The following is a 23,294-nucleotide window of genomic DNA, read 5'->3' as shown; positions in this document are numbered from 1 at the left end:
GGGAAGCTAGAGGCAGTAAATAGCAGTATGAGACTTTGTAAATTTAGTTGCACAATTGCCATGTAAAAGACACAAAATTGACACAGGCGTGACGATAATTATTTTTGCTTGAATTTTGACTAAAAACAGCAAGGAGTTTTGTGGGGTATTTTGTAACTTTGTTTTTGTATTATTTTGATTTTATTTGCTTTTTATGTTTTTGATTGGTGAGTTATATGAGAGGGAGGATTTTTATCACACGACTAAATTGAGAGGGGAAATGATGCTAAGTGTATTCAAAGCTTTACATTTGGCTGTTGGGGGAGAGGTAAACCACGCTAAATCAGCGTGGTTTACAGCAAATATTATTGCTTCTCAGCGGATACTTCTAGTTCTTCCGCTAGGTAATGCTCTTGCGTATGAGGCTCGTGCTTGCCCTCAGCGCCGTGCATCCAATCTACAAGCTTGTTGCTTAATAGATACATTAACACAGCAGACAGCAAGGCTACGCCGCCTAAACCAATGAAGATGCTCATCGCGTTTTCCATTGCTTCTTGGCCTTCACCGATGAAAGAGCCAACAAGGCCAGCAAGCTTGTTTGCAACAGCCGTACATAGGAACCAAATACCCATTAGCAGTGATGCTAAACGTAGCGGTGCTAGTTTACTTACCATAGAAAGACCGATTGGTGATAAACATAGTTCACCAAGTGTGTGGAACATGTAGAACAACACTAACCAAATCATGCTGATTTGAAGTGTGCCACCCGCTTCACCACCTTCTGTTGCAAGCGCAAGCATCATGGTTAAGAAACCAAGTGCTAAGAACACCAGACCAATTGCGAATTTCACTGGAGAGTTCGGTTCTTTGTTATCTAGTTTTAACCAGATCATCGCTACTAATGGCGCAAATACAATGATGAAGATAGAGTTAAGCGACTGGAACCAAGAAGCCGGGATCTCAAAGCCCATAAACATACGGTTGGTATAGTCGTTTGCGAATAGGTTCATCAGACCACCAGCCTGCTCGAAACCCATCCAGAAGATAATTGAGAAAACACTCATGGTGAAAATAACACGGATACGATCTTTTTCTTTCTTCGTAAGCGGTTCTTTAGTCTGTGAGTCAGACATCTGTTGAGAAAGTTTAGCTGAAGGTACTTTACCGATATCGCCAAGGTATTTCTGGCTTAAGATAAGCTGCATAACCACAGAAATGATCATACCAACACCGGCTGCGATAAAGCCTGCCTGCCAGTTAACGACTGCTGCTACATAACCCGCAACAAGTGGACCTAATGCACCACCTAAGTTGATACCCATATAGAAGATAGTAAATGCACCGTCACGGCGCTTATCACCTTCTTGATATAGATCACCAACCATTGTTGAGATGTTTGGCTTGAATAAGCCATTACCTAAACAAAGCAGTGCTAAACCAAGGTAGAAGACACTTACTTCTTGTCCTGCCACAACGCTGTGAGGAATACCCATAATAAAATGGCCTGTAGCCATTAAAATACCACCAATAATGATGGCTTTGCGCTGACCTAATACGTTATCTGCAAGCCAACCACCAAACAGTGGGGTGAGATAAACGGCCATCGTAAATGTGCCGTAAAGGCTTAGTGCGTCGGCATTGCTCCAACCGAAGCCACCATTTTGAACTTGTGCTACAAGATAAAGAACTAAGATGGCACGCATACCGTAGTAGCCAAAGCGCTCCCACATTTCGGTACCAAATAATAAGAAGAGGCCTTTAGGGTGACCCAGAAATTCTCCGGCCTTCGGAACTGAATTCATATGTACTTCCTAATCTAATCAATGTGTTGTATCTGGCCATTTTTATAAAGGATGCGTTATTGCATCTAATGTTTTTCAATCAACACTGAATAATGAGCCATGTACTTAACATGCAACGTTTGAAGCGATGCGCGGTAAATAGAACACTTTTCAATGCAGATTAGCATTGCTCATCGAGTCACCGAGTAAAAATCTTAATCAGATATTTGCTTGTATGAACTCAGGCATGCCTGTACTTTTTTTGAACGGGTGACCAGTACCTATTTCAACTAGCGTTTGTTGTATGTAACGACTAACTAATTTAAAAAAGTGCGTCAGTATACTCAGTGAGAATTAATAGGGGAAGTGTTTGGAGTCAGAAAGCGCATAAAATGCGGTCAGTGATTCAGGGAAGGATCATTCTTTTAGGTGGCGGTTATATCTCAATGAATGGCGTAACCATTAAGGTTATGTATCTTTTTATCGCTGATATTTACCATTTATTGCAGGTGTGGGAGCAGGTTGTCCCTGCGATCCATTTGTCTTTACCTAGTCGAGAAAAACGCTTCCAACCAATTAGCGATAAGATTTGTGGGGGCAGTGCTACCCACCCCCATATCATTACGCTTCTTGACTCAAATATTGTTGAATAAACTCGGTTGCAGCTAAAAAGTCCTGCTCCAATTTATCACGCATTTGGATCAGCTGATCGGTGGTCAGCGTGCTTTCCTTACATAAAGTCTCAAACTCTATGGCAGTTTCTGCTACTTTTTCGGCACCGATAGTTTTGGAGATGGACTTAAGTTGATGACAAGCTTCAATGATTTCCTCTTGGCTCATCGTGATCACCGCACCATTTACATCTCGTGTTAACTGGCTACTTTGTTCTAAGTACATTCGGAAAAAGCGATTTCGTTTCGCTTCATCATGGTTCACATACTTGTTGAGCATATCCATATTGATAGCGGGAGCTGGTTCGCTGGCCTCAGCTTCAATAATTTCAGACTCTACAACTATAGCCTCATCAACAACTGGCTCTAACTCAGCCGCTTGCTCTGATCCTACTGGTACTTGGCTAACGGCTACTGGTGCGACAGTTGATGGCTCAGTACTTTGTCGTGGTTGCTGTGTTTTTGGTAAGCTTTCAATACATTTATTGAGCGTTGCTTCTAGTACATTTAACTCTACTGGTTTGGTGATATAGTCATTCATACCACCCGCCTCACAACGTTCTCGTTCACCTTTTAGTGCATTAGCTGTCACGGCAATGATGTATGGTTGCTCAATGGTATCGGTTGCGGTTTCTACATAGTCTCTAATATGTTTTACCATGTCGTAGCCTGACATCTTAGGCATATGTAAATCAGTTAGTACGATTGGGAAGTGCTCTTTTTTCCAAAGTTCTAAGCCTTCCTCACCATTTTCTGCAACCTCGACACCATAGCCTAACAGGTGTAATTGGTCGGTCAGCACTTGCTGATTTAATACGTTATCTTCAACTAACAACACCAGCTTGTTGGTTGCTCTGGCTTCATCAACGCTTAAAAAGTCGTTGATGGTGCGAGAAGGTTTAATTTCCTTTGGTTTATGCAAACCGGCAGCGACCAAGATAGCCGTCATAAAGCTAGACTTACACAACGGTGATGCATTGAGATAGAAAATATTTTTGTGATTAAGCGCTGCTTCGTCCATTTTACTTAAGACAACAACTTGCTGTTCGTTTTTCTCAAGCGAGTAGACTACGGTTCTTAGCTCTTCATTGACTTTATCCATGCCGTCTAAACCGTCTAACACCCAAATCAATTTGTCCTCGTGTTGGTGTTCGGCTATCTCGCTTTCATCAATAGTAATCACGTTCGCACCCATAAATGAAAGGTAGCGATTTAAAATGGTGCGTCTCTCATTATTTGGGGTGAGCAGAGCAACAGTGCGACCGTTTAACATTTGTTTGTTTACGTAATTAACTTTGCCATCCACACTAAATGGTAATTCCACAACAAACTCGCTTCCCATGCCAATATCTGAGTTAACATGGATACTACCTAGCATGAGTTCGATTAAACTTTTACAAATAGAAAGGCCAAGTCCTGTACCGCCAAATTCTCGGGTGATAGAGCCTTCTGCTTGAATAAACGGATTAAAAATTTCTCTCAACTGAGCTTTTGTCATGCCTTTACCATTGTCAGTGACGGTAAAGCGTAGGGTGTAATGCTCCGAGGTGTTTTGTGCAACTTCAACGGAGATTTTTACATAACCTTGGGTTGAGTCGTCTGTAGTCGTGAATTTAATGGCATTACTGCAAAGGTTATAAAGTACTTGTCTAACGCGAACTGTGTCACCAACTAAATTTGTTGGAATGTCAGGAGCAACAAACAGCTGTAAGTCTAATTTACGCTTTTTCGCTACTGATGAAAGCACACGTGCGACTTCCTCTGTGGTTTCAGCCACCGAGAAAGCACTATTGTCTATACGTAATTTACCTGCCTCAATTTTAGAAAAGTCGAGAATATCATCAAGAATACCAAGTAAAGAAAATGCCGAGTCGCGAATAATCGTGGTGAGGCGGTGTTGAGCACCGTCAAGATCGGTTTGGCGCAGTAAATCAATGGTACCAATGACGCCGTTCATTGGTGTGCGGATCTCATGGCTCATAGTGGCTAAGAAAGTGGTTTTGGCATCACTTGCACGCTCCGCATTTAAAATCGCTTTTTCCAGCGCCAGCGTGCGGGCTTGAACTTCGGTTTCGAGACTTTCTTGAAGCTGTTTTAACTCGTTTTGCGTTGCTTGATCGGACTCTATGGATGACTGTACTTGCTTTAACAGTGCATTTATTGCTTCAGCAACCTCAGCCAGACCGCCACTATAATAAGTACCAACCGTCGACTTGTAGTTTTTATCCATCGTTAGGTGATTGATTTCTGCGATGAGTTCTTCAGTATCGTTGCTTGATGCGCCAGAAAGCCGACGTGCTGCAATCACAACGATCATCAAGGCACTAATAATAGCAGCAGCGAGTAATACATAAGCAATGAATGGGTCGCTTGATGGCGCAGCTGCAACGGGTGGCGTATAGGTCAAAATGAGTTCACCGACGTTTTGCTCATCTAGTAGCAGTGGCATGTGATAAACCTGCATTGTGTCTTTGTTATAAGACTCTTCACGATTCAATGCAGTGATTTGCTCACTTGCACTTTGTTGAAATACCAGGTTTGGTTGCCCCATCCCTGTATTGACATACAAATAGGCGCCCAAATGCTCGTTAGAAGCTAATAATGCGGATACAATTTGCTTGGCACTGTCAAAACCGTGTTGTGTGACCACCTTAGCAAGGGGAGTTGCAACTGTTGTTGCTTGCTGCTGCAGATTCACGGTTGGTGCGGTAGGGACGTCAGCCTGCTTTGGCAGTAGGTAAGCACCTACGGCGCTGCATAGTCCAACAATCAATATTGCGATAAATAAAAAAAGTATCCGTCCATTTGCATTGGTGTTCGCGCTATTTGGCATGCTTAATCCCGAAAGAATTATTTATACTTATTAGTTGTAGCAATCCTATCACCTTCGGCAAGTTTTTACCTCTCGTTTTTCAATCAATAGTGGCAATAGCCTAAGATTATCTGATTGTTTTAAATCTTAAAATAATCAGGTTGTTATCTCGATAATTTTCACTACGCCTGCGATGTGCAAAGCAGTAAGCTTTAATAAAAATTAAATTCTACTTAATGCTTTTGTTAAATGATAAGTGTCCATGACGGTAATTACGCAGGCTAATATCAACTTTAGTTCAGAGACAATATTGCTCGCCAAGTGAGGTATAGGTAATTTAGGTGAACTAGAGCTGCGGTAAACGAATGGCTTACATGTTACCTTGCTATATTGCCGTGTAAATTCGTTTTACAATCAGGGGGTAGTCCTTGGGGGATTGATAAGATAAGTCTCTGTAGCTTCGGTTTTCTTGAAAGACAGTCTCGTTGGTTGCTTCAAATTTGGTATGAATAAGGTGTTCGTAATGAAACTTTCGCGACATTAAAACGAAGCGCGGCGTGAAACAGGAGACGTGCTATAAAGACGAGAATCAAAAAGAGTGAATAAGTGTCGTCTAACTGTGGTATCAGAACAGCAAAAGCACATACCTTCTTGTTTGTTTCACTCCTTTATAGGTATATAAGCCTCAAGAGCTGGCTTTCTCTTTATTATAGGTCTAGAGTCATTTGCCTTACTCAAAGATAAAAGTCGTTAAATACCGTAAAACATAGCTAGTCGAGTGTTTTTCCATCGAAAAAGCGGTATTTTAACCGCTTTGTCTGAAAACTGTGCAAACGATAAATGTATTTAAAAAAAGGGTTGACTTAGAACCGCAAAACCCGTTTAATACGCCGCACGCCCAGATAGCTCAGTCGGTAGAGCAGAGGATTGAAAATCCTCGTGTCGGTGGTTCGATTCCGCCTCTGGGCACCAAATTAAAATCATTGCATTAGCAATGTGGTGCATGCAGAAATTGCATGGTACACGAATTAGTGTGCCGACTTAGCTCAGTTGGTAGAGCAACTGACTTGTAATCAGTAGGTCATCCGTTCGACTCGGATAGTCGGCACCATTTAATTTAGGCGTCAGCCTGTATTTTCTAGAACGCTCAGTTGATTGAGTTTTTTAGGATTTAGATACTAAAAAAGATTTGCCCAGATAGCTCAGTCGGTAGAGCAGAGGATTGAAAATCCTCGTGTCGGTGGTTCGATTCCGCCTCTGGGCACCAATAATTTAGTGTGCCGACTTAGCTCAGTTGGTAGAGCAACTGACTTGTAATCAGTAGGTCATCCGTTCGACTCGGATAGTCGGCACCACTTTATTTAGGCGAAAGCCTGTATTTTTAGATAGCTTAGGTATTAAGTTATTTAGATACTAAAAAAGATTTGCCCAGATAGCTCAGTCGGTAGAGCCGTTTGGAGTTGTATTGAAAATCCTTTTAAGGACTTAGATACTAGAAAAAATTTGCCCAGATAGCTCAGTCGGTAGAGCAGAGGATTGAAAATCCTCGTGTCGGTGGTTCGATTCCGCCTCTGGGCACCATCCTTTAAAAAACCTCGCAATCGCGAGGTTTTTTGCTTTCTGATACTTTATATTTCTTTTTTTTGCAAAAAATAGATTCATCTGGTTACAACTGAGATTTACTTTTCAAAATACAGTGCTTAATATGCAAAAATGAAACTAGTTATCATTTGCATTTTAAAAGGTTTGACGTGAGAGAGATCAAGGTCTTGCTAATTGAAGATGACTGTACTTTAGGTACCTACTTAGTAGATTTGTTGCAAAAGTCAGGATATCAAGTTGAGCAGTGCTTTGATGGTGAGTCGGGACTACAAGTTGCTCAGTTGCAGCAGCATGATTTGATCCTTCTGGATAATATGTTGCCAAAATTAGATGGCGTATCCTTGTTGAGAAAGCTGCGAGCAACGAGTCAGATCCCTGTTGTAATGGTGTCTGCAAAAGGGGCCGAGGAGGAACGCATTATAGGTTTAGCGCATGGGGCTGATGACTATATTGCTAAACCTTTTAACTCCACTGAGTTGCTCTTGAGAATGGAGAGTATCCTTAGGCGAAGCCAAAATATAATTCAACTCTCTATACCGTCAGAGATTTCCATTGATGGCTTAACACTAAACTCACAGACTCAATCCGTTTATGTCCATGGTGAAATATTAGAGTTCACACCAATCCAGTTCAAGTTGCTTTGGGAGCTTGCTTCACGGCCACATACAATCATAACTAAACCTGATTTATATCTGTCTGTGCTTAATAAAAAACTAGGAGCATATGATAGGAGTTTAGATATGCACTTAAGTCGAGTACGCAGAAAGCTTAATGAAGCAAACTGGCATGGTGAGCGTTTACAAACTGTGCATGGAAAAGGTTATTGTTTTAAATGAAACGAAATATTTTGTGGAAATTGAGCTTAATCTTAGCTGCTGGTTTGGTCGCTTTTTTCTATTTACTGCATGCATTAACACTTAAAACAGAAGAAAGTATGAGTATGATAGCAGTAAGCGATAGAATCCAAATGAAGAATTGGAAATCTGAAGCTGAAAAACTCTATTTGGCTAACAACCAAGAAGCGCTAGAGGCTTGGATAAAAAACCTAATGAAAGAAGAATCTACATGGGTATCAATCGCGAGTTTTGACGCTATTCATTTAGCCGGAGAGTCAATAGATCAGAATATCGTTGGCAGCTATCACTTTGGTCGGAGCATTGAATGGAAAATACATTTATATTTTGAATCAAATCCAATAATGGAGCTTCCATTCGAGTCTTCTAATGCAAGCTTACTAATAAAGTTACCAGAGCGAATGCGGCCTGGGATCTACTGGAATACGACTAAATTTATGCTTCAGGTACTCATTCCTATGGCAGTGTTGGCCGTATTATCCATCTTTCTTTATCGACATATCATTATTCCATTGCGACAGCTGGATAGTGCAACAAATGCTTTTAGTAAAGGCAATTTTAAAGTAAGACTTGGAAAGTATCTTGGCAAGCGCAATGACGAGTTTTCACATTTAGCCTCAACGTTCGATCAGATGGCATCAAGGATCGGGGAGCTAATTGTAAGTCAACGTCAGCTAATCGCTGATCTGTCACATGAACTTAGAACTCCGCTAACTCGACTAGATATTGCGGTTAGTAACTTTGAAGAGAATGATAGCCAACGACACTTAGAACGTATTGCACGTGAATCTCAACAGATTAGAAAGTTGGTCGAAGATTCACTCACTTTGGCTTGGTTAGATAATGAAAACCCAATGTTACAGAAGGAAAGCGTAGATTTAGTAGACCTTTTGGATGTGTTGATCGATGACGCCAAGTTTGAGTTTCCAGATCGAACGCTGTTATTTGAGTCGCCAAAAAGTGCCGTTGTTGTAAATAGTTGCCATAGAGCACTGTGTCCAGCAATCGAGAATATCATTCGTAATGCCTTACGCTTTACGCCTGAAGGTAAAAAAGTCGAGATAAAACTACAGCGAATAAGCAACGATTATTTAGTTGAAGTGCTTGATCAGGGGCCTGGGATCCCCGAAGAGTTTATTGAGAAAGTATTTGAGCCATTTTTCCGTGTGGACAATGCTCGTCTCGCACAAAGTGATAGTTTTGGTCTTGGTTTAGCACTTGCTAAGCGACACTTGAGAAGTGTTAGAGCGCGCGTGTCAGCACGTAATTTAGCCAGTGGAGGGTTGGTTGTACAAGTAATAATTCCGGTTTCGTAAAATGTAACAATTGTAAAAGTGATTGCTTGAGAAAGCTAAATGGTAATAATTCTGATTCAGCCTTTTAACTGTTGTTTGAGACATGAATCATGCCATTTTTATCCCAAAAAAGTCATTTCTTTAGAAAAACTACTATAGCGTCAGCCGTTTCTCTTACTTGCTTTAGCCTTAGCTTTGGCGTACTCGCAGAGCAATCCGATACAGAAAATGAACTAAAAAAAGTCGAGAGAATTACCGTTGTCGGGGCAACAACAAACTCCGAAATTACACCTGCAGTATTAGCTAACTACCAAGCAAATGACCTAGAAGATATTTTCCGCCATACCCCCTCTGTTACTGTAGGTGGATCGCTGGGGATTGCACAAAAAATCTTTGTTCGTGGAGTGGAAGACTCAATGGTGAATGTCACGGTAGATGGTGCTCCACAAACTAGTACACTATTTCATCACATAGGTCGTGTTGCCATTGAACCTGAGTTATTGAAAAGTGTAGAGGTACAAGCAGGTGCTGGTGAAGCAACAGCAGGAAGCGGTGCAGTTGGTGGCGCAATACGTTTTAAAACGAAAAGTGCGGCGGATCTATTGGATGAAAATGACAGGTTCGGTGGAACTGCCAAAGTAAGTTATTTTACCAATGACGGGCATAAAGAGAGTCTATCTTTGTATGGTAAGGCAACTGATTCAATCGGCATTTTAGCTTCGTATGTAACAGTTAGCCGCAAAAATATGGAAGATGGTGACGGTAATACGCTTCCAGGAACCGCAGCAGATCAAACATTAGGATTTATTAAGCTGAATGCCAAGCTGACAGAATTTCAAGATATTACAGTTAGCTACGAGCAAAGAAAAGAGGACGGTGAGTTTGGCAAGCAAACAAACTGGGCACCTCTGGAAAGCGACCCACTGTTTGCATCTTGGGGTGAGCGCGAGACTTTAGTGCTTAACCACAACTGGTTTTTAAATTCTCAGGTGAATTTAGAGACAACAGTGTATCAAACAAAATCATCATTCAAGCGTGAGTTATATACCTGGGATGCGTCAATTGAAACGATAGGTTTTGATATTCGCAATACCAGTGATATCGGTACTCACTCTATTACTTATGGAATTGAGCACAAAAACGATAAGGTACATTCGCAGTCCTATGAAGACTTTGGTGGGATTTTTGACGAAGATGGTACTGTGTTAGGAGCTTATGTCCAAGATCATTGGCAAGTTTTTCCTGATCTGCGTTTAAGTTTCGGTCTACGTTTTGATTCCTATGAGTTGGATCATCAAGGTATAGAAGCAAACTGGGTAAAGGTTGATGGTGTTTGGGTTGTTGAGACTGATGCAGCTGGTGCACCAGTTACATCAACCAGTGAGTTCTCAGCCAAAAAACAGGATGGTTTTAGTAAAAATGTTGGATTGCTATACAACCTTGCTGATAACTTGACGTTGTCACTTGGCTATGCGGAAGCGCTGCGAGGCAGACAAATCGCAGATGCGTTCACAGTCGGTGAGCTAACGCCGAATGCAAACTTGGTTCCTGAAGAAGTAGAAAATGTTGAACTCGGTATTCAATATAATGATGGCGCTTGGATGTTTGAAGCATCTGTATACTCTAGCACAATTAATGGTGTTGTCTTCGACAAGTTTAAAGGGCGTGAAGGGGTTTTCTACGAAAATATCGGTGATTTGGGGAGTGAAGGTTTTGAACTAGTTGGTGGTTATCAAGCGGACAATTTTGATGTAATTGTCAGCTTTAACCATAATAACGTTGAATTGGATAATGTGATATTTAATTGGCCAGATCCCACAGACGCGACATCCACAAACCGCATCGAAGTTGACAACATTGACTTGGCTGCCTACGAATACGGTGGTCTAGGTAATGCGGTTGGAGACTCATTGAACGTAAACTTTAACTATCACTTAAACGATCAGATTAAACTTGGCTGGAATTACAAGTATGTGGCGAGCTTAAATGATATTGAAGTATTTCACCGTTCAATTGAGCTAGGTTGGGTTGAAAAGCTTGAGACAATTGACAAACCAAGCTACCAGTTAGTCGATGCTTATGTTAGCTACGAGCCATTCGACTCTTTGAGAGTCGACCTTTCAATACAAAATCTATTAGATGAGTCTTACCGCAGCCATGGTAGTGTTGCCGATTACGGTCATATTCCTGGTTATGAAGGTGTTGTCGGGATCAAAGAAGCAGGCCGCGATATTAGGCTGACAGTTGCCTATCAGTTCTAGTGTTATTGTCAAAAGAGCTAACTTAAAGAGTTAGCTCTTTTCATTTGGTTATTATGCTAATGAAACCTGTATTTAAGCCAACGCCAGCTGCGCATATTACTTGCCGAGTTTTACTTAGCGTGATTGGTGGTTATGTTATCGCTAACTTGAGTGCCATGCTTATTTCGTACTTACCATCAGACAATAAAGTCGATGGTATTGTCGCGGGAATGATGTCCAGTTTTATTATTTACACTTTGATTGTGATCGTTGTGTTTGCTGTTAAAAGCACTACTAGAGCAATATTTTTTATTGCGCTTTTAGTTGTTTTGCTAAGCGTTTTAGTCATGTATCTAGAAAAGGCTATTTGAGAATGAAAGCGAGATTTCGACAGTCTATGAGCTGGCTACATACGTGGACCGGCGTTGTTTTTGCGTGGATGTTGTACTTCATTTTTGTGACTGGCAGTGTCGGATATTTTGAAAACGAAATTGATCGCTGGATGAAACCTGAAATCATGGTTTCGAAAGGACTTGAGGATAGCGCAATAACGAATATCGCGACCAGACAACTCAGCATACATGGTGATAATGCATCTCAGTGGTACATAAGCTTTCCCACATCAAGAGATCCATTTATTGAAATCTCTTGGTTAGAACCTGATAACACCGAAAGCAAAACACCCAAACAATGGCACGAAAGCAGCCTCGATCCAGTGATGGGAACGATTATCCGTAATAGACAAACTAGCGGAGGTGAGGCGCTTTACCGTTTGCATTACAATCTACATTATGTACCGCAACTTGTAGGCTATATATTAACCAGTATTGCTGCAATGCTAATGCTTATAGGGTTAGTTACTGGTCTAATTATTCACAAGAAAATTTTTGCTGAGTTCTTTACGTTTCGAGCTCAAAAAGGGTTGCGTTCTTGGCTAGATATTCACAATATTTTTAGTGTGCTACCACTACCGTTCCACTTGATGATCACCTATAGCGGGTTATTGCTGCTGATGGGGATCACTATGTCTCCAGTTATTGACCTGCGCTATGGAGAAGGTCAGCAAAATCATCGCCAATTTTATGCGCAATCACAGATAGAGCAAAAGTCACAGCAAATAATCGAGATGCTCCCCACAGAGTTAAGCGTTCAATCTGCTTTGGCTGATGCTAAACGTCGCTTCAAATCACATAAAGTTAGTTATGTTGGCGTCGTTGAAAGAAATACAGAAAAAGAACACATTGAGATCTGGTTTGAATCGAAAAGTGGAGTCGAATTCGCCTCGTTGCTTGAGTATCGTGCTATTGAAGATAAAGTTATGCTCGAAACCTCCCTCGGAAAAGCAGGGGGAGCTGCAAGTGTTTATGATTTCTTAGAGCATTTACATGAGGGGCTATTTGCTGATATTTACCTTAGATGGATTTACTTTTTATCAGGTTTATTTGGCGCAGCGATGGTTGCTACTGGTCTTATGATATGGTTGAAAAAGCGCAAGGCAGTGACTAGTACTAATAAGATCCTGACGAGTATTATAGAGCGTATAAATATTGCGATGATCCTTGGGGTTCCTATAGCGATAGCGTCTTACTTTGCTGGTAATCGGTTATTGCCAATAGACTTTCCAAGCCGAGCAGCTTGGGAAATGCATATACTTTTTATAACGTTAGGTCTATGCACACTCTATTGTGGATTAGCCTCAAAAAAATGGCTTTGGCAGCGAATGTTATGCTGTGCTGCTTTGGTATATGGGCTACTACCTATACTTAACGCACTAACAACGGAGCATAATATATGGCTTAGTTGGATAAATAGTGATTGGCTGATGGTTGGATTTGATTTAACGGTGTTATTTATCTCTATATGCTTTGTAGCAGCTTTTTGGGTTGTACGTTGCCGACAAGAAGGCATCAGTGTTAAGGCGGCCTAATGAAGTTAATTGTTGTTTTGTTTGTGTTACTTTTCTTAGCCTTTGCATTGTTGAATTTATCCTTGTCACGACATAGGGTGAAGCTCTCTAACAGAGCCGGAGCACTCGGTGTGGGTCAACAACGACGATTTAGGATACTCGGATACTTACTTTTATTCATTACGGTGGCTTTTGTTACAGCGATGTGGGGTGTCTCTTTAGGGCTAGTTTATTGGTTCGCCACAGCAACACTTACATCAATTTTGGTGGTTTTGTTGTGGACTTACAAACCTAAATTTTTCAGTTTTTTAAATAGGTGCTAATGACTTTCTAATGGGCCTTAGTCTAATGCAACTGATTTACTCAATTTCCATGCAGCTGGCGTAAAAGCTGGTGGTGGCAGGCCAGTCACTAAATACAGCAACTACGCCAACTTGTTTTGCCAATATGTCCAACACCCTAAGTATATCGCCATCATGCTTAACTGCGTTTTTTACAGATTGATAATACCAACCGCCGCCGCTCGTTAAAGGGCCTGAGCGCTCTAAAGACCAAGCAACTATCTTTAATCCTGCACGTTTAGCGGCTAGGGCGTACTGCGACGGAATGATATCGCCGTTTTTATCTTCGCTAATTAACATCCAAATTGGTGGGGCGATAATTTTTACCTTATTTTTGGCTAAGTCTTCCATTGACGGTTGCCAAGTACTTGGTTTGTTAATATCAAAATGTTCGCCAGCTTCTCTACTATCAAGAAATACGGCATGGTTTGCAAACTCTGGTGCATGCTTTATCCAGTACTGAATATCTTGGTAAGAAAAGGATTGTGGAAAAACTTGAGATGGGGGGACATTGTGCTCAGTATATTCGTCTAACATTTTTTGTGCGAGCTGGTTTTGGCTTAACCCATTAAATGGCATTGGCACTTCTGGTGTTTTTAACTCAGGAGTCATATTTACACCAAGTTGCTTAAATAAAGCAATGCTTTCACTGTGGGTCATTAAGGTTCCAGAACTGGCATAAAGATCTGTACGCCAATTGGGAGTGCCTTTGACAAACTCTGCTACTGTGGTTGCTTGAGTATTCACACCATCCATTTTTCCTTTTAGTTGCTTGAATTCTGCTAAGGTAATGTCTGAGGTGCAGCATTGAGCAGACGCAAGTTTACCAGAGTCTGGATCCGCTGGTGTGAAGGGTTGTCTGCACTTGCAAGCAAGCTTAGGTTGTAGCAAGATATCGGTTGTCGCATGAAGGTCACATTGTGCATGGCGGCAAACGAGAGTCTTGTCTTTCGTAAAAGTAACATCACATTCGAGCGTGCCAGCTCCCATTTTTGCGGCGGCAATGTATGATTCTTTGGTGTGCTCAGGGTAGAAAAGTGGTGCACCGCGATGTCCAATGGAAAAACGTGTGCGCTTGATTGGTTTATCTAAACAGCTTGCAAGCTTTTCCTTAAGCTCACCATCTGGAAGTTGCGAGACTAAAAATTGAGGCCGTGTACCGACATCAAACTGCTTTGTTGTCTGGCATCCCGTTAGCGTAACCACCAACCATATCATCCATATTATTTGGCGCATACCTGCCTCATTCTAACAAAGCGTAAAAGGCGTAAGTAAATCATGGAATTTTTACAGTCCGATGTCATACCTCAATTTGTTTAACGATATTGCTGACGATAGTTCTCTACCCACAACTTAGTGGCGCCACAAACGGCAACAGGCATCACGATGAGGTTAACAAATGGGATTGAGGTCAATACAAACACCGCAAAGCCAAAGCCATAAGACAGCCCTTGTTTACTTTTCAAATCATCTTTCATTTGCTTGAAATGAATTTTATGGTTATCAAACGGATAATCATTATATTGCACGCTGTACATCCAACACGTAAACATAATCCATAAAATTTGCCCAACGATAGGCAGCATCCAAAGTAAGATGAAAAAGCCGAGTGCACGTGGAAGGTAGTAGCAGAGTTTGGTCCATTCTCGACCCAACATTCGCGGCACATCTTTTATGGTATCAATTAACTTATCATCATTGATGTGTTGGTTGGTCAGGTAAAGTTCTACTTTTTCGGAGAGTAAGCCATTGAAAGGCGCAGCAATAAAGTTGGTTATCACCGTGAAAATCATACTATAACTGAAAAGTATCACTAAGATAGCAATTGGCCACATTAGCCATTCCAGCCAACTGAGCCAATCTGGTAATAATCCGTTGAGATAAGTAAATCCTTGAGTCAGCCAGTCATAAAGAAAAAAGAGTGATGCACCAAATAGCAGTACATTGATTGTTAAAGGAATAAATACAAAGCGTTTTAATCCTTTTTGGGTGATTAAAGAAAAACCAGCAATAAAGTACTCGATACCGCGTGATAGTTGCACTGTACACCTCGTGTTGTAATACCAACTTGTCTTAATACTTGCTCAATTTGAAGGAGCAAATCTGACGCTAACTGCGTTAAAAATTTCTCATTTAAAACAAATAAATAGTAAAGTTTTCGCCTGGTTATCGACAAGGTTTTCTCGCCCCAAAATAGCTCACTTAATTAAGCAAATTGGTATGATTTAATTCTTTTGATTTAAGGCTCATATCAAAAATGTCAGCGTTAGTATAACGCTAAACAGCGCGCCACAAACAGGAGATTAGTAACAATTCATCTCAGCTCACACAGTGCCTGAGTGTGCGTATGAAAATTAACCTTAGTATATTTAGAAGCTTAGTAAATAGATTAGAAATAATACTTGTAAACGCAAGAAACTGCCCATAAACTCAAAGTAGGGCAGTAGAAGTGAGAATACTATGCGGTTAATTCGTTGGATGATTACATTTTGTATGTTGAGTCTGTTGACAGTGTCAACGGCCGATGCTGCTAAATGTGATACCACGCTTTCAATCGCGCCTATCGTTGTTGACCTAGACAATTCGAACTCCAGCCCTGATTTAGATGATTGCGTTGTATCAACAACCCATCGTTTCGTGGTTGCTAGTAGCTTTATCATAGCGCAATCGCAACCCACCTATTCTTATTCAAACTCAGTATGTGAGTCTATTAGAGCACCACCTGTCGCAAATTAATTTAGTCCTTTTCCGTGCTTAATTAATTTTAAAGATAGAGGTGATCTATGAACACTTACACAGTATTGAAAACTCAACCTGTTGCAAATTATGAACTTGCTGAAAATAACTTCCCAGCTTGTAACACTGACAACCTAGAGCAAGCGCCAGCACATTGCCTAATGCACAATCTACATTTAGCACCTATGCAGCATATTGATGAAAACAGTAGCATAGATGAAGCTACGTTAGTGCTGGATAAAACGCACCGCAGAGCAAGCTTTGTCGTTGATAGTAAAGAAAAGCTTATTGGTATGATCTCTAATGCAAGAATTGGCAGTCGCTACGTGTTGAGTATTGCAGAAAGACGCGGTTGTACAAGACGTGATTTAAACGTCAATGATGTCATGATCCCACTATCAGATCTTCGTCAAATCACCTTAAAACAAACTAGCCAAACTGTGGTTGGCAATGTGCTAAAAACAATGGAAGAAGGTGGCTTCGAGTTTTTACTTGTTATTGATGAAGTGACTCAGCATCCAGTCGGTTATTTTGACCTAATCGATATGATGAAAGCCTGTGGACGTGCAGTAAATTCAATGAAACCAGCAAATAAATTCAGTGATATTGTTGGTACGATTTTGCACCACGCAGAAATTTAAAAGAATCCCTATAGTTAATGTAAATTAAAGTTAGCAAGGCGTCGTAAGGCGCCTTTTTTGTGCCTCAAGTTTGCTCCTATGCAGCAGAGGCTAGGCGCTATTTTTACTTTGCGCCAGCAAACCCAAGTTGTCGCCAAGACTCATAGACAAAAACGGAAACAGCATTAGATAGGTTCATACTGCGACTATCGGGGCGCATTGGAATACGGACTCGCTGAGGCTCAGGCAGTGAAAAAATAATGTCTTCTGGCAAACCTCGAGTTTCAGGGCCAAACAATAGGCAGTCACCTGCTTCATAGGCTACTTCATGATGGTACTTGGTACCTTTTGTCGTGCAGGCAAACACTCGCTTTGGACTTCGTTTGGCTAAGTATGCTTCAAAGTTTGGGTGGCGCTCTACTTCGCTAAATTCATGATAATCAAGGCCAGCACGTCTTACTCGTTTATCATCCCATTCAAATCCTAGCGGCTCTATCAGGTGTAGTGAATATCCTGTATTGGCACACAAACGAATAATATTGCCTGTATTAGGCGGGATCTCGGGTTGGTATAAAACGATATCTAACATGATAGGCCTCAATTAAATTTTGCCCGGCAGTATAGCTGATACTTGTCGATATTTATATGTGCTGCGCTTGATAGAGTGAAAGGTATTACCCAGTTTTTAAAGTACGACTGTTGTGAAAAACTATACAACCGTAATCTGTTTTTCATTTCAAAGCATTACCCTGTAATATAACAGCATCGCGATGCCGTGGCATTTTGCGAGTGGTTTGACGACTAGTTAGAGGTTTAGGCTTTCCGTCAGATTAAATAACATGAAAAAATGAGGTGCCAGTGGATCGCAGCTATGAATTTTGGGTTAGGTTTTCGAGTGTCTTTACCATCATAATGGTGGGATTGATGATCGCAGCTAAGTGTTGGGCTTGGCTGTCTTCAGGTAGTGCCGCTATGCTCGGCTCTTTAACTGATTCACTGCTTGATATTAGCGCCTCTTTAATGAATTTTTTTGTACTGAGCTACGCACTGCGTCCTGCGGATGATGATCATCGATTTGGTCATGGAAAGGCTGAAGCATTAGCTGGGCTTGGACAAGCAGCCTTTATCGCGGGCTCTGCGAGTTTATTGGCTTTTCATGGTGTAGAGCGCATTATCAATCCAACCCACATTCCACATTCATTGTTTGGTGTGTGGGTGAGTTTATTTGCGATAGTGTGTACTTTGTTGGTGGTTGCGGTGCAGTATCAAGTCGTTAAACGCACGCAGTCCATCGCCATTAAGGCCGACTCGTTACATTATAAGGGCGATATTTTATTAAACCTCGCGGTGCTCCTAGCGGTATTGCTTAACTTTTATGGTGTAGGTTACGCCGACCCGATTTTTGGTATTTTGGTGGCGATGTATTTACTTTATAACAGTTGGGATATTGCCAAGGAAAGTGCTGCGCACTTGATGGATAAAGAGCTGCCAGACGAAGAAAAAGCACAGATCATACTTATCGCGTCGAGTCATGAGGATGTTTACGGAGTACATGATTTGCGTACCAGACAAGGTGGCAAAATCAAATTTATTCAACTGCATCTAGAGCTTGATGATGATATGCCGCTAATGCGAGCGCATCAGGTTGCGGATGAGGTGGTTGCTAGCATTAAAGAAGAGTTTGATTGTGAGATGGACGTGCTTATCCATCAAGACCCAGTTTCTTTAGCGCTAAGTAGCTCGGCTGTAAACGCATAAAAATCATCTAGCACGGCTTTGCGGGTATTATCTTGCTCGCAAAGTAGTTCGTGTTTCCCGATAAACTCTGTAACTGTCACATTGTCTCTGTGCGCGGCAAATTGACTTTGCGCCTGATTATCAACAATGCTGTCTTCACTGGCTGTCGCGATACGGATTGGCAGATCTAGCTTAATATCTTGAAACGAGCGGCATTTATGTAGAGCCGTGTATAACCAAGCAAAGCTAACACCACCGAGTTGTAGCTCGGGAAATTGATCGTACAAACCTCTAAATAGCGCATATCTAATTGGACAATCAGTAAGGTCATTATCTTGAAAAGGTTTGTTGTGGTAGTGCACCTGTCCCAATGCATAATGCTTACCTAGTCCAAATAAACAAGCTGAGCCCGCAAGTCCCTCGGCAAACCAAGTCGGGTAGGGAGTCGTATTGATCCCAAGCATCGGGGCTGATAAATAGACTCCCTCTATGTTATGAGGCGCAAATAATGTTAAATAATCGCAGGTAATGGCACCGCCCATTGAATGTGCCAATATAAAAAGTGGCAAGGTGTTCTGCTTGGCAACGATTTGATCCATAAAGCAGTGCAGCGTTGCAGCATAATCTTCAAAGCGTCTAACATAGCCGATTTGCTTATCTTTAAGTAATCGCGGCGAGTAGCCTTGTCCTGGATGGTCATAGGTAAATACCGCTATGTTGTTTTGCGCAAACTCCCACAGCAATTCTCTGTATTTATGAGCAGACTCAATACGGCCATTAACCAACACCAGGCTGAACGTTGCCCTTTCTGGAATGTGGTAGGCGTAAAATAGCCTACCATGAGGGGTATCAAAAAAGCCTTTTTGGCAGCCTTGCCAGTGCTCATCAATTTCCGGAAGGTGTGATTCAAGTTGCTGACTTTGGCTATAAAACATGGCTACCTGTGTAATGGAATTCGAATGCTGACTTGCAAACCAACATTATTACTAAATTCGATATGGGCATCATGTACTTTTAACGCGTGCTGCGCAATGGCAAGACCCAGCCCAAACCCGCCCATTTGATTTTTGCTTGGCGTACGTGCGCTCGACACTCTGAAAAATGGAATGCAAAGCTTGTCGAGCATGTCTTCACTTACGCCTTTACCATCATCACTGATAGTGCATAGCAACTGATTACCGTCACTCTCAATATCGACATTAATAAGGCTAGTCGCATACTTAATTGCGTTACGAATAATGTTTTCGAATGCGCGGTTAAGTAGCATTGGGTCGCCATAAAGTGTTGCCTCGGGTAGTGCTGTGACGACAAGGTCCTTCCCTAATTGTTGTGCCTCAAACAGTGCATCTTCCAATATCGGGTCGAGCAGCTCATTGAACTTAATTATCTGCTTATCGATTGGCACTTGATCCGCTTCGAGCTTAGATAAATGCAAAATATCGCTGAGCATATTTTCAACTAACTGAGCTTCACGTTCAATGCGCTCGATATAACTTTGGCTTTGCGCTGTGGCATGGCCTGCAGCGAGGCCTGTGGCCATTTGTAAGCGGGTGAGCGGTGAGCGTAGTTCATGGGATATATCAGCAAGCAAGCGTTTTTGATTGTTAACTAAAGACTCTAATTTATCAGCCATTAAGTTAAAATCATGACCCAGTTGACCGAGCTCGTCTTGGCGCTTGGTATTTATATCGGCTCTGCTCGACAATTCTCCACGGGAAAGTTTTGCAGCGGCTTTTTGTAGCTCTTTAATTGGCGACAATAGATCTCGAGTAAACCAAAAACACAGTAATAAGCTTGCGCCTAGCACGACCGCGATTTTTACCCAAAGCGGTAGGGTTCTTAATTTGATGAGTGCACTTGGGGTATGGTTTTCAAAAATTAAATAAAGACGATAACTTTCACCTTGAAGTGTAAGTTCTAGGGGGCCAAAAGCCTTGTACTCTGGGGTAAAAATAGCGACCGGTTTGGCATCTTCGGTAAAGCTGAGTAAATCTAAATTCAGCGTTTTTATATTGGGATCGGCGACAACGCTTTTTTCGGCATCGCGATGGCTTAAATAGATATTGCGCGCCTTCCTTTTACGCAGTTTGGCAACCTTATTCAACTCAAAGTTGGGGCGCTCGCTTGCGCGTATTAACGCTTGTTCTAATTGTTTTAGATTTTGCAGCATGGGTTTTGAGATGCGGTGAGTTTCTACAACATCAGGTTGTAGCATGCTGATCCCAAGCAACAACAACATAGTGGCAATGATAGTGAGCCAAAACCAGGCAAAAACCTTAACAAGTAAGTACCGCTTCATTCATTACGCCTTTAGAAAAATATAGCCAGCGCCGCGGATCGTTTTGATATAAGTGTGTTCACTTAATGCGGCAATTTTCTTGCGAACGTTAGAGACATGCATATCGATAGAGCGATCATAAGGCACGAGTGGCCGGCCTAATACTTGTCGTGAAATTGTCTGCTTGTCGACCACTTCTCCTGCAGTTCTGACTAGCAAGTGTAACACCTCGTATTCGGTGCCCGTCAGCGACAGCACCTCGCCATTAACAGTAGCACTTCTCGAAGCCACATCTAAACGCAGCTGGTGGATAGTAAAGGTATCGTCCGGACTGTGTTGTTTATAATGATCGACGCGTCGGGTAATAGCTTTAACGCGTGCGAGTAGTTCGCGGTGGTTAAACGGTTTTGGAATATAATCGTCAGCACCTAGCTCCAAACCAAAGATGCGGTCAAAGTCATCGCCTTTTGCCGTTAGCATAATAACAGGTGTCATCTTCTGGACACGTAACGCCTTTAGTACTTCAAAACCATCCATTTCGGGAAGCATTACGTCTAACAATATCAGGTCGAAATTTTGCTTTAATGCCAGCTGTAGACCTTCTGTTCCTGTGTGGGCCATCGCCACTTCAAAGCCTTCTGCAGTAAAGTATTCTTTTAACAGGCTGCAAAGTTCTTGGTCGTCATCAATAAGTAAAATGGAATGTTTCATTGTCATACTTAGTCCAGCATTGTTGATTGGCGTTGGCCTGAATAGTTCGGCTCTAGCATATTACATCTTACTTCAACGCCTTATGTAAATTGCCTTTGCTTTTTTTTGCAAAGCACTGACAAAACTTTACCTCTGTCTGACGTTCCTTTTCTTTGTGCTTGCTAAATTTGGAAGTGACAAAGCAATGGCGAACAAGGAGCCAATACCATGAAATTACTATCTACTTTAGCATTAGTTACAGCACTTGGTGTATCGACTTTTAGCTTCACTGCAAACGCGGGACCTATGGGCGGGCAGCTTGAGCACTCAGCAAGGTTGCTACTATCTGATAAAGGCCAGAAGTTATTAGAGCTAACAGAAGCGCAGCAAGACCAACTAAAGACAATTTATGCGGATTACAAAACTGCAAAAAAAGCGCTAAAAGAAAGCGGGAAAGAAGCACATTCAACTTATCGTGAAGAAATGAAAGCACTTATGGCAGCCCCAGCCTTTGATAAGGTTCAAGCGCAACTTTTACTGGAAAAAGGCCAAGATAAAAAACAAGCGTGGGCGCTACTTTCAATGGAAACTCGTCACAAAGTATTCCATGTATTGAATGAAGAGCAGCGCGATAAGCTCCAAGCACTTAAGTCACGTCGTAGCCACAAAGGCCATAAAAAAGCAAATTAAGTCTTTCTAACTTAGTCCTTACCTTCCCAGTAAGGACCTTATCATTTTCAAGCCTTTGTCACCTTCCTATAAAATGAGAGCTTGTATTCCAGATTGATGTAGAGAACTGACTCCTTGGAATCAGTGTATAAAATATTACAACGGTTTGTACTGGTTTAAGTTACATGTTGATAACATGTTTGCGTTGTGATATTTTTCGATTAAGAGTACATCTAGCAAGTCTGCGGACAACTCTTTGAAATAGTGTCGAATTGAAAAATTCTTAATTTACGCGCACAAACTTTCCAATAACTTTTGCTTTCTTCTGAGTAACTAAGGGTATTCTTTGTTGTTGGCTGTTTGTTACTAGGTATCACTGAGGGAGACATGCAGACACCTGAAGAATACGAGGTGACACTTAGGATCCGAGAACTGCTAAAAGAACTCAAAAAGCGTAAAGGCTATACTAAAAAAACCATTAGCCAGAAGCTCGGAATAGGTCTCACCACACTAGACGACTATCTTAACGGAACAAGCTCATTTCGCTTAGGTACCTTAATTAAATTGTCGGAAATTTGTCGGATCCAATTAAGTGATATTTTGGAAGGAGCAGGGCATATTGCTAAAACTTACCAAAATGAAGTGAGAAGTTCAGAGTCAAAGACGGAAGAAGAGCAAGTAGAACAAGGTGACTAGTGATTTTACTGTGCTTGGTTTTTGCTTTTCTAAGCAAGTAGTTATGAGTGAGTAAAGGCCGAGATACTCGGCCTATAGATTTATTCTTTAAAAAAGTTTTCGTTGTTTTTTGCCAGCATCGCTTCTATATCTTCAATCAAACTTTCCGCATCTTGAGGCGTAAGTTCACCACTTTTCATCGGTGTAGAAATCGTATTTGATTCGTCAGACCAATCACCTAAATCAATTAATTGACAGCGTTTTGAGCAGAACGGACGAAATGGACTTTTATCCGACCATTCAACAGCCTGTTGGCAGGTTGGACACTTTACTGTGGTTGTCATAATACACTTACTTTTTACTTCGTGATTGTGTAAGTCTAATCGCATTTTATCGCTTTGTGAACTG

20 protein-coding genes and 5 tRNA genes are annotated in these 23,294 nt (G+C 41.5%); 16 read left to right on the top strand and 9 right to left on the bottom strand.

All coding sequences use genetic code 11. The features are described 5' to 3' along the window. Nucleotides 1–344 precede the first annotated feature (344 nt). The gene (locus ABMY45_RS12125; RefSeq protein ID WP_349288922.1) at nucleotides 345–1,781 is read right to left on the bottom strand and encodes a peptide MFS transporter; all 1,437 of its coding nucleotides are present in this window, start codon (nucleotides 1,779–1,781) and stop codon (nucleotides 345–347) included. A 371-nt stretch (nucleotides 1,782–2,152) separates the two neighbouring features. Between ABMY45_RS12125 and ABMY45_RS12120 the strand changes: the two genes are divergently transcribed. Beyond that, entirely contained in the window at nucleotides 2,153–2,413 is a 261-nt protein-coding gene (locus tag ABMY45_RS12120; RefSeq protein WP_029215839.1) for a hypothetical protein, read from the top strand. Here the strand turns inward: ABMY45_RS12120 and ABMY45_RS12115 are convergent. Further along, nucleotides 2,382–5,264 (bottom strand): ATP-binding protein, encoded by a 2,883-nt coding sequence (locus tag ABMY45_RS12115; RefSeq protein WP_227386898.1) that lies wholly within the window; start codon nucleotides 5,262–5,264, stop codon nucleotides 2,382–2,384. The genes ABMY45_RS12120 and ABMY45_RS12115 overlap by 32 nt on opposite strands. Before the next feature lie 875 nt (nucleotides 5,265–6,139). On the opposite strand from ABMY45_RS12115, the gene ABMY45_RS12110 reads away from it, so the two are divergent. From ABMY45_RS12110 to ABMY45_RS12065, 10 genes are all read left to right on the top strand, one after another. Continuing rightward, nucleotides 6,140–6,215, top strand: a tRNA-Phe gene (locus ABMY45_RS12110). Between the two features lie 63 nt (nucleotides 6,216–6,278). Further along, nucleotides 6,279–6,354, top strand: a tRNA-Thr gene (locus ABMY45_RS12105). Nucleotides 6,355–6,434: 80 nt separating this feature from the next. Next, nucleotides 6,435–6,510: transfer RNA gene (locus tag ABMY45_RS12100), tRNA-Phe, on the top strand. Between the two features lie 12 nt (nucleotides 6,511–6,522). Then, nucleotides 6,523–6,598, top strand: a tRNA-Thr gene (locus ABMY45_RS12095). A gap of 150 nt (nucleotides 6,599–6,748) precedes the next feature. Then, nucleotides 6,749–6,824, top strand: a tRNA-Phe gene (locus tag ABMY45_RS12090). A gap of 170 nt (nucleotides 6,825–6,994) precedes the next feature. After that, nucleotides 6,995–7,681, top strand: coding sequence for a response regulator transcription factor (locus ABMY45_RS12085; RefSeq protein WP_227386899.1), 687 nt, complete (start codon nucleotides 6,995–6,997; stop codon nucleotides 7,679–7,681). Then, nucleotides 7,678–9,015 (top strand): histidine kinase sensor domain-containing protein, encoded by a 1,338-nt coding sequence (locus tag ABMY45_RS12080; RefSeq protein ID WP_349288921.1) that lies wholly within the window; start codon nucleotides 7,678–7,680, stop codon nucleotides 9,013–9,015. The genes ABMY45_RS12085 and ABMY45_RS12080 overlap by 4 nt, the downstream gene beginning before the upstream one ends. A gap of 89 nt (nucleotides 9,016–9,104) precedes the next feature. After that, entirely contained in the window at nucleotides 9,105–11,255 is a 2,151-nt protein-coding gene (locus ABMY45_RS12075; protein ID WP_349288920.1) for a TonB-dependent receptor, read from the top strand. 59 nt (nucleotides 11,256–11,314) lie between these two features. Further along, nucleotides 11,315–11,605 (top strand): DUF3649 domain-containing protein, encoded by a 291-nt coding sequence (locus ABMY45_RS12070; protein ID WP_174169814.1) that lies wholly within the window; start codon nucleotides 11,315–11,317, stop codon nucleotides 11,603–11,605. A 2-nt stretch (nucleotides 11,606–11,607) separates the two neighbouring features. Beyond that, nucleotides 11,608–13,161, top strand: a complete 1,554-nt coding sequence (locus ABMY45_RS12065) for a PepSY-associated TM helix domain-containing protein (RefSeq protein ID WP_349288919.1) — start codon at nucleotides 11,608–11,610, stop codon at nucleotides 13,159–13,161. Between the two features lie 338 nt (nucleotides 13,162–13,499). Here the strand turns inward: ABMY45_RS12065 and ABMY45_RS12060 are convergent, their stop codons facing one another. Together ABMY45_RS12060 and cysZ are read right to left on the bottom strand one after the other, a co-directional pair. Then, the gene (locus ABMY45_RS12060) at nucleotides 13,500–14,717 is read right to left on the bottom strand and encodes a glycerophosphodiester phosphodiesterase family protein (protein WP_206472188.1); all 1,218 of its coding nucleotides are present in this window, start codon (nucleotides 14,715–14,717) and stop codon (nucleotides 13,500–13,502) included. A gap of 80 nt (nucleotides 14,718–14,797) precedes the next feature. After that, the gene (gene cysZ / locus ABMY45_RS12055; protein ID WP_010606045.1) at nucleotides 14,798–15,523 is read right to left on the bottom strand and encodes a sulfate transporter CysZ; all 726 of its coding nucleotides are present in this window, start codon (nucleotides 15,521–15,523) and stop codon (nucleotides 14,798–14,800) included. A gap of 418 nt (nucleotides 15,524–15,941) precedes the next feature. Between cysZ and ABMY45_RS12050 the strand changes: the two genes are divergently transcribed. Then, a complete protein-coding gene (locus ABMY45_RS12050) occupies nucleotides 15,942–16,217 on the top strand; it encodes a hypothetical protein (protein WP_010606046.1) in 276 nt (91 codons plus the stop codon). A gap of 47 nt (nucleotides 16,218–16,264) precedes the next feature. Continuing rightward, the gene (locus ABMY45_RS12045) at nucleotides 16,265–16,858 is read left to right on the top strand and encodes a CBS domain-containing protein (RefSeq protein ID WP_211866916.1); all 594 of its coding nucleotides are present in this window, start codon (nucleotides 16,265–16,267) and stop codon (nucleotides 16,856–16,858) included. Between the two features lie 103 nt (nucleotides 16,859–16,961). On the opposite strand, the gene trmL is transcribed toward ABMY45_RS12045, so the two are convergent. After that, nucleotides 16,962–17,426, bottom strand: coding sequence for a tRNA (uridine(34)/cytosine(34)/5-carboxymethylaminomethyluridine(34)-2'-O)-methyltransferase TrmL (gene trmL / locus ABMY45_RS12040; protein WP_088529872.1), 465 nt, complete (start codon nucleotides 17,424–17,426; stop codon nucleotides 16,962–16,964). Nucleotides 17,427–17,749: 323 nt separating this feature from the next. On the opposite strand from trmL, the gene ABMY45_RS12035 reads away from it, so the two are divergent. After that, nucleotides 17,750–18,595 carry a cation diffusion facilitator family transporter gene (locus ABMY45_RS12035; protein ID WP_082086207.1) on the top strand — a complete coding sequence of 282 codons (846 nt, stop codon included), beginning with the start codon at nucleotides 17,750–17,752 and terminating at the stop codon, nucleotides 18,593–18,595. Here the strand turns inward: ABMY45_RS12035 and ABMY45_RS12030 are convergent. Genes ABMY45_RS12030 through ABMY45_RS12020 form a run of 3 tightly spaced genes read right to left on the bottom strand, consistent with a single transcriptional unit; the run spans nucleotide 18,547 to nucleotide 21,563 of the window. Then, nucleotides 18,547–19,509, bottom strand: a complete 963-nt coding sequence (locus ABMY45_RS12030; protein ID WP_211866902.1) for an alpha/beta hydrolase — start codon at nucleotides 19,507–19,509, stop codon at nucleotides 18,547–18,549. The two genes, ABMY45_RS12035 and ABMY45_RS12030, sit on opposite strands and share 49 nt — an antisense overlap. Before the next feature lie 2 nt (nucleotides 19,510–19,511). After that, nucleotides 19,512–20,873, bottom strand: coding sequence for an ATP-binding protein (locus ABMY45_RS12025; RefSeq protein ID WP_349288918.1), 1,362 nt, complete (start codon nucleotides 20,871–20,873; stop codon nucleotides 19,512–19,514). A gap of 3 nt (nucleotides 20,874–20,876) precedes the next feature. After that, a complete protein-coding gene (locus tag ABMY45_RS12020; protein WP_102057398.1) occupies nucleotides 20,877–21,563 on the bottom strand; it encodes a response regulator in 687 nt (228 codons plus the stop codon). 207 nt (nucleotides 21,564–21,770) lie between these two features. Between ABMY45_RS12020 and ABMY45_RS12015 the strand changes: the two genes are divergently transcribed. After that, nucleotides 21,771–22,232, top strand: a complete 462-nt coding sequence (locus ABMY45_RS12015; RefSeq protein ID WP_102057397.1) for a Spy/CpxP family protein refolding chaperone — start codon at nucleotides 21,771–21,773, stop codon at nucleotides 22,230–22,232. Between the two features lie 366 nt (nucleotides 22,233–22,598). Further along, nucleotides 22,599–22,907: a helix-turn-helix transcriptional regulator gene (locus ABMY45_RS12010; RefSeq protein ID WP_010606054.1), complete on the top strand. Its 309-nt coding sequence runs from the start codon at nucleotides 22,599–22,601 to the stop codon at nucleotides 22,905–22,907. A gap of 80 nt (nucleotides 22,908–22,987) precedes the next feature. Here ABMY45_RS12010 and yacG read toward each other — a convergent pair whose 3' ends face one another. After that, entirely contained in the window at nucleotides 22,988–23,230 is a 243-nt protein-coding gene (gene yacG, locus ABMY45_RS12005) for a DNA gyrase inhibitor YacG (RefSeq protein ID WP_029215840.1), read from the bottom strand. Nucleotides 23,231–23,294: the final 64 nt, after the last annotated feature.

This window comes from Pseudoalteromonas sp. XMcav11-Q, assembly GCF_040104525.1.
Classification (GTDB): Bacteria; Pseudomonadota; Gammaproteobacteria; order Enterobacterales; family Alteromonadaceae; genus Pseudoalteromonas.
The sequence above is the reverse complement of the archived record's forward strand: the minus strand, read 5'-3'. Positions and strand labels throughout refer to the sequence as shown.